The sequence below is a fragment of the Streptomyces sp. NPDC058665 genome, from assembly GCF_042714995.1.
Lineage (GTDB): Bacteria > Actinomycetota > Actinomycetes > Streptomycetales > Streptomycetaceae > Streptomyces.
This window is the reverse complement of record NZ_JBHXRX010000001.1, coordinates 134382-147588: the sequence shown is the minus strand read 5'-3', so window position 1 is coordinate 147588 and position 13207 is coordinate 134382. Positions and strand designations below refer to the sequence as shown.

Here is a 13207-nt window from a genome sequence, read left to right as displayed (position 1 = left end):
TCGTCAGCGGGAGCGGGAGTGGCCGAAGAGGAGGCGGTAAATGATCAGCAGCACCAGGGAGCCACCGATCGCCGCCGCCCAGGTGGCCGCGTCGAAGAAGTCGGTGTCGATCGGGCGGTCCAGCCAGCGGGACGATATCCAGCCACCGATGAAGGCGCCGACGATGCCGATGAGGGTGGTGCCGATCAGGCCGCCCGGGTCCCGGCCGGGCAGCAGGATCTTGGCGACGGCTCCGGCGAGGAGTCCGAGGACGAGCCAGCCGATGATGGTCATGCCGTGAACCTGCCTTTCGTGCTGTGTTCCGCGGAAAGACGCCCGTGGGGCGGGCCGCGGTTGCGGACGTCGATAGCGTGCGGCGTATGACACAGGAGCTGCGTCGCACGCTGGGCGTCTTCGACGCCGTCGTGGTCGGTCTCGGGGCGATGCTCGGGGCGGGTGTCTTCGTCGCGCTGGGGCCTGCCGCAGGGGCGGCCGGAACCGGTCTGTTGTGGGGGCTGGCGGTGGCCGCCGTGGTGGCGTACTGCAACGCGATGTCGTCGGCCCGGCTCGCGGTCGACTACCCGGCTTCGGGCGGGACATACGTGTACGGCCGTGAGCGGCTGGGTCCGTTCTGGGGGTGGCTGGCGGGCTGGGCCTTCGTGGTCGGCAAGACCGCCTCGTGCGCGGCGATGGCGCTGACGGTCGGGGCGTACGTGTGGCCGGGGCAGGCGCACGCGGTGGCCGTCGCGGCGGTGGTGGTCCTGACCGCGGTGAACTACGGGGGCGTGCGGAAGTCGGCGGCACTGACGCGGGTGATCGTGGCGGTGGTGCTGGGGGTCCTCGCCGCCGTCGTGGTCGTGTGCCTCGGCTCGGACGCGGCCGACGCCGGGCGGCTGGGGCTCGGTCTCGGTCTCGGTACGGAGGGCGAGCCGGAGGCGGGGTCGGTCACGGCGTGGGGGGTGCTGGGGGCCGCCGGGCTGCTCTTCTTCGCCTTCGCCGGATACGCCCGCATCACCACGCTCGGAGAGGAGGTGCGTGACCCGGCCCGTACGATCCCGCGCGCCGTCCCGCTGGCCCTTGGCCTCGTGCTGGCCGTCTACGCGTGCGTGGCGGTCGCGGCGCTGTCGGTCCTCGGGGCCGGGGAGTTGGGGCGTTCGGCGGCCCCGCTGGCCGATGCCGTACGGGCCGCCGGGGCGTCCTGGCTGGTGCCCGTGGTGCGTGTCGGGGCCGCCGCGGGGGCGCTCGGGGCGCTGCTGGCCCTGATCCTCGGGATCTCCCGTACGACGCTGGCGATGGCGCGGGACGGGCATCTGCCGCGCGGGCTGGCCGCCGTGCATCCCCGCTTCCAGGTGCCGCACCGGGCCGAGGTGGCGGTGGGCGCGGTCGTGGCCGTGCTGGCGGCGACGGCGGACGTGCGCGGGGCGATCGGCTTCTCGTCCTTCGGGGTGCTGGCGTACTACGCGATCGCCAACGCCTCGGCGTGGACGCTCGGTTCGCGGCCCGTACGGATACGGGCGGCGGTCGGTCTCGCGGGCTGTGTCGTGCTGGCCTTCGCGCTGCCCGCCGCGTCGGTCGTCTCCGGGGCCGCGGTGCTGCTGCTGGGGGCGGCCTGGTACGCCGCCCGGAGCCGTACGAGCCGCTGAGGCGTCACTGCGGCGCCGCTGAGGCCCGCTGGGATCACCAGCCCGCGAACGCCTCGTCCGTACGGACGATGTCGCGGCCGAAGGGCAGCAGCGAGACGGGGATCATCTTGAAGTTGGCGATGCCCAGCGGGATGCCGATGATCGTCACACAGAGAGCGAGCCCGGTGAAGATATGGCCGAGGGCGAGCCACCAGCCGGCCAGGATCACCCACAGGATGTTGGCGACGAACGACGGTGATCCCGCGTCGCGGCGCTCCACCGTCGTGTAGCCGAACGGCCACAGCGCGTACCGGCCGATACGGAACGCGGCCACCCCGAAGGGAATGCCGATGATCGTGATGCACAGAAGCAGTCCGGCGAACATGTAGCCGAGGAACAGCCAGAAACCGCTCAGAACCAGCCAGATGATGTTGAGGATTGTCTTCATGGGCGGCCACCTGCCATCTGCTCTAGTCGGGCGATGCGCTCCGCCATCGGCGGATGCGTGGAGAACATTCTCGATACACCCTGTCCGGGCCGGAAGGGATTGGCGATCATCAGGTGGCTCGCCGTCTCGATCCGTGGCTCCGGGGGCAGCGGCAACTGCTTCGTACCGGCATCCAGCTTGCGCAGGGCGCTCGCGAGGGCCAGCGGATCACCGGTGAGCTGCGCGCCGGCCGCGTCCGCCTCGTACTCCCTGGAACGGCTCACGGCGAGCTGGATCACCGAGGCGGCCAGCGGGCCCAGGAGCATCACCAGGAGCACGCCGACGAGGCCGGGGCCCTCGTCGTCGTCCGAGCGGCCGATGGGGATGAGCCAGGCGAAGTTCACCAGGAACATGACGACCGAGGCGAGGGCGCCGGCGACGGACGAGATGAGGATGTCGCGGTTGTAGACATGGCTGAGCTCATGGCCGAGCACTCCGCGCAGCTCCTGCTCGGTCAGGATCTGGAGGATCCCGTCCGTGCAGCAGACGGCTGCGTTACGGGGATTGCGGCCGGTGGCGAACGCGTTGGGGGCCTGGGTCGGCGAGATGTAGAGCCGTGGCATCGGCCGGCGCGCGTTCGTGGAGAGCTCGCGGACGATGCGGTAGAGCTTCGGCGCCTCGAACTCGCTGACCGGGCGTGCGCGCATGGCGCGCAGGGCGAGCTTGTCGCTGTTCCAGTAGGCGTACGCGTTCGTCCCGAGCGCGATGACGACCGCGACGATCAGACCCGTCCTGCCGAAGATGCTGCCGATGACGATGATGAGTGCGGACAGTCCCCCGAGGAGTGCGGCGGTCCTCAACCCGTTGTGCCGGCGGTGCACGGAGCGCCCTCCAAATCGTGCGGCAGGGGAACCCTTTACGTGATGCTGCTCCACTCTCCAGTGGACCCTTCCTCACTGGTCAACGCCAGGCGAGGGTCACGGGTTCCCTGGCGCGCCCGCGCGGGCGTGTACGCCGTACGGGTGGCGGAGGGTGCGGGTGGGGCGGGTTCCCGGGCGGGAGAGCGCCTCAGAAGAGGCTTTCGGCGGCAAAGCGGAGGACCAGCTGGGGCGCTCCCGACAGGGCGACGCCCGCGAGGGCGGTCAGGCCGATCGCGGCGGTGAGCGGGGCCGGGGCGGGCCGGGCGGCCAGGGTGCCCGCGGTGAGGCCGGCGGGAGCGGGCGTCTCCGGGACGTCCTCGGTGCTCTCCGGGCGGGCGTCCTCGGCGCTCTCGGGGCCCCGGAAGAGGACCGCCGTCCACTGGAGGTAGTAGAAGAGCGCGATGACGACGTTGAAGGCCATCACGACGGCCAGCCAGCCGAGGCCCGCGTCGACGGCCGACGAGAAGACCGTGACCTTCGCGAAGAGGCCGACGACGCCGGGCGGCAGTCCGGCGAGGCAGAGCAGGAAGAAGCCCATGGCGAGCGCGACGAGCGGGCGCTCGGAGGCAAGGCCCCGGTAGTCCGCGAGACGGTTCAGGGGCTTCGTACGGGCGACGAGGGCGGCGACGGCGAAGGCGCCGAGGTTCACGACGGCGTACATCAGGGCGTACGCGACGGTGGAGCCGATCTGGTCCGTGCCCGCGTACGCCGCCGCCGCGACCGGCACCAGCAGATAGCCGGCCTGCGCGACGGACGACCACGCGAGGAGCCGTACCGCGCTCCACGCGCGCGTGGCCGACTGGCGCAGCGCGGCGACGTTTCCGACGGTCATGGTGAGTGCGGCGAGCACCGCGACGGCCGGGCCCCATACGTCGGAGTGGCTCGGGAAGGCGATGACCGTCACCAGGATCAGCCCCGAGAAGCCGACGGCCTTGCTGACGACGGAGAGGTAGGCGGCGATGGGCAGCGGCGCACCGACGTAGGTGTCGGGGACCCAGAAGTGGAAGGGCGCGGCGGCGGCCTTGAAGGCGAAGCCGACGAGGGTCAGGGCGACGCCCGCCGACGCGAGGGTTTCGAGCTTTCCGGGGACGTCGTCGAGTCCGGCGGCGATCTCGGTGAGATGCAGGGAGCCGGTGGCGGCGTACACGAAGCTGACGCCCAGCAGCATGACGGCGGTGGCCGTCACGGAGGAGAGGAAGAACTTCAGCGCCGCCTCGGAGGAGAGGCGGTCGCCGCGCTTGAGGCCGACCAGCGCGAAGGCGGGGAGGGTGGCGACTTCGAGGGCGACGACGAGGGTGGCGAGGTCGCGGGCCGCGGGCAGGAGGGCGGCGCCGGAGGCCGAGGAGAGCAGCAGGAACCAGAATTCGCCCGCCGGGAGCCCCTTGCCGGTGTTCTTGCCCCCGTCGAGTTCGGTGACGGAGAGCAGCGCGGTGAGCAGGGCGCCGCCGAGCACCAGGAGCTGGATGACGAGGGTGAAGTGGTCGGCCGTGTAGCTGCACACCCCGGGCTCCGCCGTCAGGCAGAAGGTGGACCGGTCGCCGGCGCGCAGCGGGATGAGCAGAAGGAGCGCGGCGGCGAGGCCGGCGACGGAGAGGACGCCGAGGAGCGGCTTGCGGCGTGCCGGGACGAAGAGGTCGGCGACGAGGACGGCCAGGGCGACGGCGGCTGTGAGGGCCGGGGGCGCGATGGCGAGCCAGTCGACGGACTGGACGAGATTCGCGGCGCTGTCGGCGGCGCCCTGGGCGGCCACGGTCACGACTTGCCTCCTGCGAGGAGCTTCTGCACGGCCGGGTCGGTAAGGCCGAGGAGGACGGCGGGCCAGAGTCCGGCGAGGACGGTCAGGGCGACGAGCGGGGTCCAGGCGGCGAGTTCGTAGCCGTGGACGTCGGCGAGTTCGGGCGTGGGGCCGGAGTCCTCGCCGGGCTGCCGGACGACGCCCATGCAGACGCGGCGGACCACGATCAGCAGGTACGCGGCGGTGAGCAGCGTGCCGAAGCAGGCGATCGCGGTGAAGGTGACGAAGGCGGGGCGGCTGAGGCCGTCCGCGGGGTCGAAGGCGCCGAACATCGCGAGCATCTCGCCCCAGAATCCGGCGAGGCCGGGCAGGCCGAGCGAGGCGACGGCGGCGAAGGCGAGCAGACCGCCGAGGCGCGGGGCGCGGCCGTACAGCGCCGCGCCTGTGACGCCGGCGAGGGTGTCGAGGTCCGCGGTGCCGTAGCGGTCCTTGAGCGCTCCGACCAGAAAGAAGAGCAGGCCGGTGATCAGGCCGTGGGCGACGTTGGCGAAGAGCGCGCCGTTGACTCCGGTGGGGGTCATGGACGCGATGCCGAGGAGTACGAAGCCCATGTGACCGACGGAGGAGTACGCGATCAGGCGCTTGAGGTCGCCGCCGGCCCCCTGCCGGGCGAGGGCGAGGCAGGCCAGGGACCCGTAGATGATGCCGGCGACGGCGAAGGCGGCGAGATACGGCGCGAAAGTCCGCATCCCGTCGGGCGCGACGGGCAGGATGATACGGACGAACCCGTACGTACCCATCTTGAGCATGACCCCGGCGAGAAGGACGGAGCCGACGGTCGGGGCGGCGGTGTGGGCGTCCGGGAGCCAGCTGTGCAGCGGCCACATCGGGGTCTTGACCGCGAGCCCGATCCCGATCGCCAGAACGGCCGTGACCTGCACGGATGTACTCAGCCCACGGCCGTTGTCAGTGGCGAGTGCCACCATGTCGAATGTGCCCGCGTGCAGCCCGACGAGCAGCAGGCCGAGCAGCATGACCACGGATCCGAGCAGCGTGTAGAGGATGAACTTCCAGGCGGCGGCCTGCCGTTCCTCGCCGCCCCAGCGGGCGATGAGGAAGTACATCGGGATGAGCACCATCTCGAAGGCCAGGAAGAAGAGCAGCAGGTCGAGTACGGCGAAGGTCGCGAGGGTGCCGGATTCGAGGACGAGGAGCAGGGCGACGAATGCCTTCGGAGAGGGGCCCGCCGGGGGCTTGAAGTAGCTGTAGAGCGCGCAGAGGAAGGTCAGCAGCGCGGTCAGGACCAGAAGGGGGAGAGAGATGCCGTCGACACCGAGGTGGATCCGCACGTCGAGTGCGGCGATCCAGCTGATGTCCGTCGTGGCCTGCGTCCTCGACGGCTGGTCGTGGTCGAAGCCGAGCGCGAGGACGATCGCGGCGATGAGGACCGCGCCGGTCACGCTCACGCCGTGGCGCAGTACCGCCTGGTCGGGGCTCTTGCCCCGGAGTCCGGGCGGGGCGGGCAGCAGCGCCGCCGCCGCGCCCGCGAGGGGGGCGACGACGATGAACGCGAGAAGGACCCGCATCACGGACGTGCTGATATCGATCACGGCTCACGCTCCGGCTGCGACGAGTACGGCGGCGATGGCCAGGACGACCGTTCCGGCGAGCAGGGCGCCCAGGTAGGTCTGGACGTTGCCGGTCTGCCCGCCGCGTACGGCGATGCCGAGCCAGCGGGTGCCGGTGCCCGCTCCGCGTACGTAGGTGTCGACGACCTCGCGGTCGAGGAAGCGGACCAGCGTGGCCGCGGCCTGGACCGGGCGCTGGAAGAGGACGCGGTAGACGGCGTCCAGGTGGAAGCCGGCCGCGGCGTGGTCGTGGAGCCTGCCCAGCAGGAGCCGGCCGGGGTCGGCCGGGTCGGGGGCCGAGGCGATGTCGCCGTAGGCGGGGGTGTGGCTGGCGATGGCCTCGGCCTCGGAGAGCGCGGGCTCGGCGTCCGGGTGCGCGGCGACGGCGCCCATCGGAGTGCGGGCGGCGAGTGCCGTGGTGTGGCTCCAGGCGCCGTAGGTGACCAGTCCGCCGACGAGGGCGACTCCTGTGCCGAGTACGGAGGTGGTGACCGTGGGGGTGAGGCTGTCGGCGTCCAGCCAGGGGGCGATGACGCCGACCGTCAGGCCGAACGCGAGGGAGGGGACGGCGAGCACCCACAGGACGGTGTTCATCGCGAGGGGCTGTCTGCCGTGGTCGGCCGCTTCGGGGCCCCGGCCCCGGAAGGCGAGGAGCCACAGGCGCGTGGCGTAGGCGGCGGTGAGGAGGGCGGTGAGGAGACCGGCGACCAGCACGGTCCAGCCGGCGAGGCTGGGGGCGATCTCGGACTCGCCGAGGGCGGTGTGTTCGGCGGCGACGAGGACGGCTTCCTTGGAGAAGAAGCCGGCGAAGGGCGGGATGGCGGCGAGCGCGAGCAGGGCGACCGTCATCGTCCAGTAGGCGTCGGGGACGCGTTTGGCGAGGCCGCCCATCCGGGACATGGCGGCGAGGGAGTTGGTGCCCGCAGCGTGGATGATCACGCCGGCGCCGAGGAAGAGAAGCGCCTTGAAGGCGCCGTGCGAGATGAGGTGGAAGACGGCCGCGCCGCGGTCGCCCACGGCCAGCGCGCCGGTCATGTAGCCGAGTTGGCCGATGGTCGAGTAGGCGAGGACGCGTTTGATGTCGTCCTGCGCGAGGGCGGCGAGCGCCGAGCCGACCATGGTGATCGCCGCCAGTACGGCGAGTACGCCGAGGGCGGCGGCCGAGGCGGCGAAGACGGGGAGGAGACGGGCCACGAAGTAGACACCGGCGGCGACCATCGTCGCCGCGTGGATCAGCGCGGAGACGGGGGTGGGGCCGGCCATCGCGTCGGGCAGCCAGGTGTGCAGCGGGAATTGGGCCGATTTACCCGCGACACCGGCGATCAGCAGGAGCGCGATCAGGGTGGGGTGGTCGAGTCCGTCGTTCGCGACGGCCTGGAGGACACCGGTGATGCGGAACGTGCCGGTGTCGACGGCGAGCGCGAACAGACCGAGCAGGAAGGGGACATCACCGAGTTTGGTGACCAGGAACGCCTTCAGGGAGGCGGCGCGCGCCTCGGGCGTCTCCCAGTAGTGGCCGACGAGGAAGTACGAGCAGATGCCCATGATCTCCCAGCCGACCAGCAGCACCATCAGGTCGCCGGAGTAGACGACGAGCAGCATCGCGGAGGTGAAGAGGGAGACCAGGGCGGCGTACGAGGGGTAGCGCGGGTCGTCGCGGAGATAGCTCGTCGAGTAGATCTGCACGCATGTCGCGACCACGCCGACGAGGATCGCGACGAGGGCGGCGAAGCCGTCGATGTGCAGGGCGAGGTCGATCGGGACCGAGCCGGTGGGGGTGAGCTGGGTCGCGGCGTCGATCGGTGCGCGGGTGCCGCCGTGCCCGTTGCTCTGGCGTACGGCGACGATCGCGGCGAGTACGGCGGCGGCGAGCGGCGGCAGCACGGCCAGTGGCCGGACGAAGCCGGGGGCCGTACGGCCGATGAGCAGTCCGGCGACCGCCCCGAGGAACGGCAGGAGGGGGACGAGGACGGCGAGGGTGGTCGTGGTCACGCGGTGGCCTCAGCCTTCTTCGCACGGGCGTCGGCTTCGGCCCGCGCGGACTCGGCGGCCGCGTCTTCAGCCGCCGCGTCTTCGGCGGACCTGGCCGCGGCCTCGTCGCTCGCGTCGCTCTCGACGCTGTCGCGGAGGCGGTCGACGTCCGCGGTGCCCCGGGCGCGGTAGACCATCAGGACGATCGCCAGGCCGATGCCGATCTCGGCGGCGGCGACGGCGATCACGAACAGGGTGAGCGCCTGGCCGGCGTGCAGGGTGTCGCGCAGCCAGACGTCGAAGGCGACGAGGTTGAGATTGACGGCGTTGAGCATCAGCTCGACGGACATGAGGACGAGGATCGCGTTGCGGCGGGCGAGCACCCCGTACAGACCGGTGCAGAACAGCAGCGCCGCGAGCACGGCGGGATAGGCGAGATGCATCAGCGCTGCTCCTTGCCGCGAGCGGCCTCGCTCTTGCGGGACAGGACGATCGCGCCGATGAGCGCGGCGAGCAGGAGGACGGAGAGTGCTTCGAAGGGCAGGACCCAGTGCCGGAAGAGGAATTGTCCGGAGACCTCGGTGGATCCCTGGGCGGGGCCTTCGAGTTCGATCCAGGTCGTACGGAACGCGTCGACGACCACCCACACCAGCGCGACGGCAGCGGTGATCGCCACCGCGAGCGCGACCCACCGGTTCTCCGAGTCCGCGTCCGGGGAGCGGCCGATGGGCGCCTTCGTCAGCATCAGCCCGAACAGAAGGAGGACGACGACGGAGCCGACATAGATCAGGACCTGGACCCAGGCGATGAACTCGGCGGTCAGCAGCAGGTATTCGACGGCCAGGCCGCCGAGCGCGACGACGAGCCAGAGGGCGGCGTGCACCAGCTGTTTGGTCGTGACGGTGATGACGGCCGCGCCGAGGGTGACGACGCCGACGAGGACGAAGGCGATCTCGACGCCGGTCGGGGAGAGGAAGCCGGGGTCGGCCGCGAGGTGGGTCACGCGCCGTCCTCCTGCTCCCGGGGTGCCGACGTGCTCTCCGCCCGTGCCGCGGCTTCCGCCGCCGCCAGCTTGTCGGCCGTCTTGCGGGCGGCGGCGATCTCCTTCGGCTCCTCGGCGCGCGGGTCGAGGGCGGGCGGGGCCGGCACGGTCCACATCCACTCGCGGAGTCTGTCGCGCTCGTGGGTGAGTTCCAGGATGTCCGTCTCCGCGTACTCGAACTCCGGTGACCAGAACAGCGCGTCGAAAGGGCAGACCTCGATACAGATACCGCAGTACATGCAGAGCGAGAAGTCGATGGCGAACCGGTCGAGGACGTTGCGGCTGCGCTCGCGTCCGCCGGGGGCGGCGGCGGGCAGCGTCTCCTTGTGGGAGTCGATGTAGATGCACCAGTCGGGGCACTCACGGGCGCAGAGCATGCAGACCGTGCAGTTCTCCTCGAACAGGCCGATCACGCCCCGGCTGCGGGGCGGGAGTTCGGGCTGGGTGTCCGGGTACTGCGCGGTGACGGACTTCCTCGTCATCGTACGAAGGGTGACGGCCAGCCCCTTGGCCAGGCCGCTACCGGGGATCGGAGCCACTTACTGGATCACCACCTTGACGATGCCGGTGAGGGCGATCTGGGCGAGTGCGAGCGGGATGAGCACGGTCCACGCGAGCTTCTGGAGCTGGTCCTCGCGCAGCCGCGGATAGCTGACGCGCAGCCAGATGACGACGAAGGCGAGGAGGAACGTCTTGATGAGGGTCCAGAGCCAGCCGAGGTCGTCCCCGCCGAACGGGCTGTGCCAGCCGCCGAGGAAAAGGACGGTGGTCAGTCCGCACAGGACGACGATGCCCGCGTACTCGGCGAGCAGGAACAGCGCGAAGCGCAGACCGGTGTACTCGGTGTAGGCGCCGAAGATGATCTCGGAGTCGGCCACCGGCATGTCGAAGGGAGGGCGCTGGAGTTCGGCGAGGCCGGCGACGAAGAAGACGAGCGCGCCGACGATCTGCCAGGGCACCCACCACCACTCGAAGGCGTCGAGGATGCCAGGCAGCGAGACGGTGCCGGCGGCCATCGCGACGGAGGCGGCGGTGAGCAGCATGGGCAGTTCGTACGCGAGCAGTTGGGCGGCGGTGCGCAGACCGCCGAGCAGGGAGAACTTGTTGGCCGACGCCCAGCCCGCCATGAGCGAGCCGAGCACGCCGACGCCCATCACGGCGAGCACGAAGAAGATGCCCGCGTCGACGACCTCGCCGACGGCGCCCTCCTGGGGGCCGATCGGGATCACGACCAGGACGAGGAGATAGGGCAGCAGGGCGACGGCCGGGGCGAGCTGGAAGATCCGGCGGTCGGCGGCGGCCGGGACGATGTCTTCCTTCTGCGCGAACTTCACGCCGTCGGCGACGAGTTGGGCCCAGCCGTGGAAGCCGCCGACGTACATGGGGCCGAGGCGGCCCTGCATGTGGGCCATGACCTTGTGCTCGGTCTGTCCGACGATCAGGGGCAGGAGGAGGAAGGCGGCGAAGACGATGACCAGCCGAATGGCGACGTCGAGCACGTCGTTCACGCGTCTCCTCCGGGTCGCGGTTCCGCCTCCGGCGCGGGGTCGGGCTTGAGCCCAGGCTCGGCCTCGGCCTCAGGCCGCGCCTCCGGCGCGGGGTCGGGCTCGGGCGCAGGCGCCGCTTGGCCGGACTCCTGGGCCTCGGACCCCGGTGCCACCTCCGGCCCGGACGCAGGCTCGGGTTCGGACTCGGGCGCGGGGTCGGCCTCGGCCTCAGGCCGCGCCTCCGGCGCGGAACCGGTCTTCGGCGCAGGCCCCGCCTGGCCGGACTCCGGGGCCTCGGCCCCGGGTGCCACCTCTGGCACCGGCTTAGAGGTGGGCTCCTCGCCCGGCGCGCGCTCCGGCCCGGCGTCCGGCCCACGCTTGGGCGTGGGCCGCGCCTCCGGCGCGGTGTCCGGCCCGGGCCCGGGCGCAGGCTCGGCCCCGGGTGCAGGCTCCGGCTGCGGCTTGGGCGTCTGCTGCTGTGCGGGCCCCGGTGTCTGCTCGACGGACTCAGGGGCCGCCTTGCGCCACGGGGCGTCCGTCGTCGCGGGCGAGGATTGCTGGCTCGTCGAGCCCTCCGTGACGCTGCGGGTGCGGCGGGGCGGGCGGTCACCCGTCGCGCGGGGTGCGCGGGCCGGGCGGGCGGGGGCCGGTGGGAGCTGGCCCTTGAGCGGGCCCCAGTCGTTCGGGTCCGGTACGCCCGGCGGGAGCATCTGGCGGCGCTTGGGGCCCGTGTGGCCCGGCGCGGACTCCCCCGGCTCCTTCGCGCCCGGCCAGGCCTTCGCGACCCGGGCCGCCAGGACGAAGTCCTTGCGCAGCGGGTGCCCTTCGAAGGTCTCGGGCAGCAACAGGTGCACCAGGTTGGGGTGGTCGGTGAAGGTGATGCCGAACATCTCGTACGTCTCGCGCTCGTGCCAGCCCGCGCCCGCGTAGACCCCGAGGGCGGTGGGCAGTACGGCGGCCTCGTGCGGAACGGTCGTACGGACCAACAGGCGCCGTACGGCCCCGCGTTCGACCGACGCGACGTGCGCGCTCACGCGGAAGCCGGTGCCCGGTTCGTCGACGGCGCTCAGCCAGTCGAAGTAGGTGCAGCCCAGGCCGTCACGGGCGGTTTCGAGCGCGGTCAGCCAGGAGGCGGCGGGGACGTCGACCGTCAGCAGGTCGTACGCGCGCTCCGCCGTGGCGTCCGCGCCGAAGATCTCGGTGACGGTGTCGGGCAGGCCCTCGTACGCGTCCGAAGTCATCAGGTGCTCTCCCCCGCCGTGGCCCCCGGCGTCGGCGGGGCCGCGACCAGCCCGCTGGTAAGCGCGGCGGTGCTCGGCCGGCGGCCCCCGGAGCCGTAACGCTCCCCCAGCGACTCGCGTGAGATCTTCTCCTGGAGCTTGAGGATCCCCTGGAGCAGCGCTTCGGGGCGCGGCGGGCAGCCCGGTACGTAGACGTCGACCGGGATGATCTGGTCGACGCCCTTCGTGACGGAGTACGAGTCCCAGTACGGGCCACCGCAGTTGGAGCAGGCGCCGAAGGAGATCACGTACTTGGGCTCGGGCATCTGCTCGAACAGCCGCTTCACCGCCGGTGCCATCTTGTCCGTCACCGTGCCGGACACGACCATCAGGTCCGCCTGACGCGGGCCCGGTGCCAGGGGAATGACGCCGAGCCGGATGAAGTCGTGCCGGGCCATCGATGCGGCGATGAACTCGATGGCGCAGCAGGCGAGTCCGAAGTTGAAGACCCAGAGGCTGTAGCGGCGGCCCCAGTTGAGGACCACCTTCATCGGCTGGGGCGCCAGGCGCGAGAGCACACCCAGACGTTGGGGATCGGGCAGTTCGACCGGTGCGGCGGCGGGGGTCACGTCCATTCCAGGACGCCCTTCTTCCATGCGTAGAGAAGTCCTACGGCCAGGAAGCCGAGGAAGATGAACATCTCGACGAGCGTCGTCGCGCCGTACCCCGGGGCCGCGAAGACCGTCGCCCACGGGAACAGGAAGATCGAGTCGACGGCGAAGATGACGTAGAGGAAGGCGTAGACGTAGTAGCGGACCTGGGTGTGTGCCCAGCCCTCGCCCACCGGGTCGACGCCGCATTCGTACGTGAGCAGCTTCTCCGGCGTCGGTACCACCGGCCGCAGCAGCCTGCCCGCCCCGAACGCGACGGCGACGAAGAGCACGCCGACGACCGCGAGCAGGCCGACCACCGAGTAGCTCTGGAAGTAGTCCGCCGCGAGAACGGTCGGTCCCGGCACATGCGTCACCCGCGTCACCCGCCCCTCGCTCCGCCGATCGGTGTGTTCCCGGACCCTCGTGCCGACCTGGTGCCGACCCCGGTGCCGGCCTTGATGCCGCCCCTGGTCGCCGCCCCGGTCGCTGATCCGTACGCACGGGAGTCTAGGCCCTGCTAAAG

Annotated in this window: 14 protein-coding genes; 1 reads left to right on the top strand and 13 read right to left on the bottom strand. The window is 71.7% G+C overall.

Annotated elements, in window-relative coordinates:
* Window positions 1-3 precede the first annotated feature (3 nt).
* Window positions 4-273, bottom strand: coding sequence for a GlsB/YeaQ/YmgE family stress response membrane protein (locus tag ACFWV8_RS00720; RefSeq protein WP_384196742.1), 270 nt, complete (start codon window positions 271-273; stop codon window positions 4-6).
* 86 nt (window positions 274-359) lie between these two features.
* On the opposite strand from ACFWV8_RS00720, the gene ACFWV8_RS00715 reads away from it, so the two are divergent.
* Window positions 360-1622, top strand: a complete 1263-nt coding sequence (locus tag ACFWV8_RS00715) for an APC family permease (RefSeq protein ID WP_384196740.1) — start codon at window positions 360-362, stop codon at window positions 1620-1622.
* A 34-nt stretch (window positions 1623-1656) separates the two neighbouring features.
* On the opposite strand, the gene ACFWV8_RS00710 is transcribed toward ACFWV8_RS00715, so the two are convergent.
* From ACFWV8_RS00710 to ACFWV8_RS00655, 12 genes are all read right to left on the bottom strand, one after another.
* On the bottom strand, window positions 1657-2049 hold the full coding sequence (locus ACFWV8_RS00710; RefSeq protein WP_384196739.1) for a YccF domain-containing protein: 393 nt from the start codon (window positions 2047-2049) through the stop codon (window positions 1657-1659).
* On the bottom strand, window positions 2046-2909 hold the full coding sequence (gene htpX / locus ACFWV8_RS00705) for a zinc metalloprotease HtpX (protein WP_384196737.1): 864 nt from the start codon (window positions 2907-2909) through the stop codon (window positions 2046-2048). The genes ACFWV8_RS00710 and htpX overlap by 4 nt, the downstream gene beginning before the upstream one ends.
* A 187-nt stretch (window positions 2910-3096) precedes the next feature.
* The gene (locus ACFWV8_RS00700) at window positions 3097-4704 is read right to left on the bottom strand and encodes an NADH-quinone oxidoreductase subunit N (protein WP_384196735.1); all 1608 of its coding nucleotides are present in this window, start codon (window positions 4702-4704) and stop codon (window positions 3097-3099) included.
* A complete protein-coding gene (locus ACFWV8_RS00695; protein WP_384196733.1) occupies window positions 4701-6293 on the bottom strand; it encodes a NuoM family protein in 1593 nt (530 codons plus the stop codon). Before ACFWV8_RS00695 ends, ACFWV8_RS00700 begins: the two co-directional genes overlap by 4 nt.
* Window positions 6294-6296: 3 nt before the next feature.
* Window positions 6297-8303: an NADH-quinone oxidoreductase subunit L gene (locus tag ACFWV8_RS00690; RefSeq protein WP_384196731.1), complete on the bottom strand. Its 2007-nt coding sequence runs from the start codon at window positions 8301-8303 to the stop codon at window positions 6297-6299.
* Complete coding sequence (gene nuoK / locus ACFWV8_RS00685) at window positions 8300-8725, bottom strand: NADH-quinone oxidoreductase subunit NuoK (protein ID WP_329383235.1); 426 nt, start codon at window positions 8723-8725, stop codon at window positions 8300-8302. The genes ACFWV8_RS00690 and nuoK overlap by 4 nt, the downstream gene beginning before the upstream one ends.
* Entirely contained in the window at window positions 8725-9285 is a 561-nt protein-coding gene (locus ACFWV8_RS00680; protein WP_384196729.1) for an NADH-quinone oxidoreductase subunit J, read from the bottom strand. The genes nuoK and ACFWV8_RS00680 overlap by 1 nt, the downstream gene beginning before the upstream one ends.
* Window positions 9282-9863, bottom strand: coding sequence for a NuoI/complex I 23 kDa subunit family protein (locus ACFWV8_RS00675; RefSeq protein WP_384196727.1), 582 nt, complete (start codon window positions 9861-9863; stop codon window positions 9282-9284). Before ACFWV8_RS00675 ends, ACFWV8_RS00680 begins: the two co-directional genes overlap by 4 nt.
* The gene (locus tag ACFWV8_RS00670) at window positions 9864-10832 is read right to left on the bottom strand and encodes an NADH-quinone oxidoreductase subunit H (RefSeq protein WP_384196726.1); all 969 of its coding nucleotides are present in this window, start codon (window positions 10830-10832) and stop codon (window positions 9864-9866) included.
* A complete protein-coding gene (locus ACFWV8_RS00665; RefSeq protein ID WP_384196724.1) occupies window positions 10829-12052 on the bottom strand; it encodes an NADH-quinone oxidoreductase subunit C in 1224 nt (407 codons plus the stop codon). Before ACFWV8_RS00665 ends, ACFWV8_RS00670 begins: the two co-directional genes overlap by 4 nt.
* The gene (locus tag ACFWV8_RS00660; RefSeq protein WP_384196722.1) at window positions 12052-12666 is read right to left on the bottom strand and encodes an NADH-quinone oxidoreductase subunit B; all 615 of its coding nucleotides are present in this window, start codon (window positions 12664-12666) and stop codon (window positions 12052-12054) included. The genes ACFWV8_RS00665 and ACFWV8_RS00660 overlap by 1 nt, the downstream gene beginning before the upstream one ends.
* A complete protein-coding gene (locus ACFWV8_RS00655; RefSeq protein WP_329392303.1) occupies window positions 12657-13058 on the bottom strand; it encodes an NADH-quinone oxidoreductase subunit A in 402 nt (133 codons plus the stop codon). The genes ACFWV8_RS00660 and ACFWV8_RS00655 overlap by 10 nt, the downstream gene beginning before the upstream one ends.
* Window positions 13059-13207: the final 149 nt, after the last annotated feature.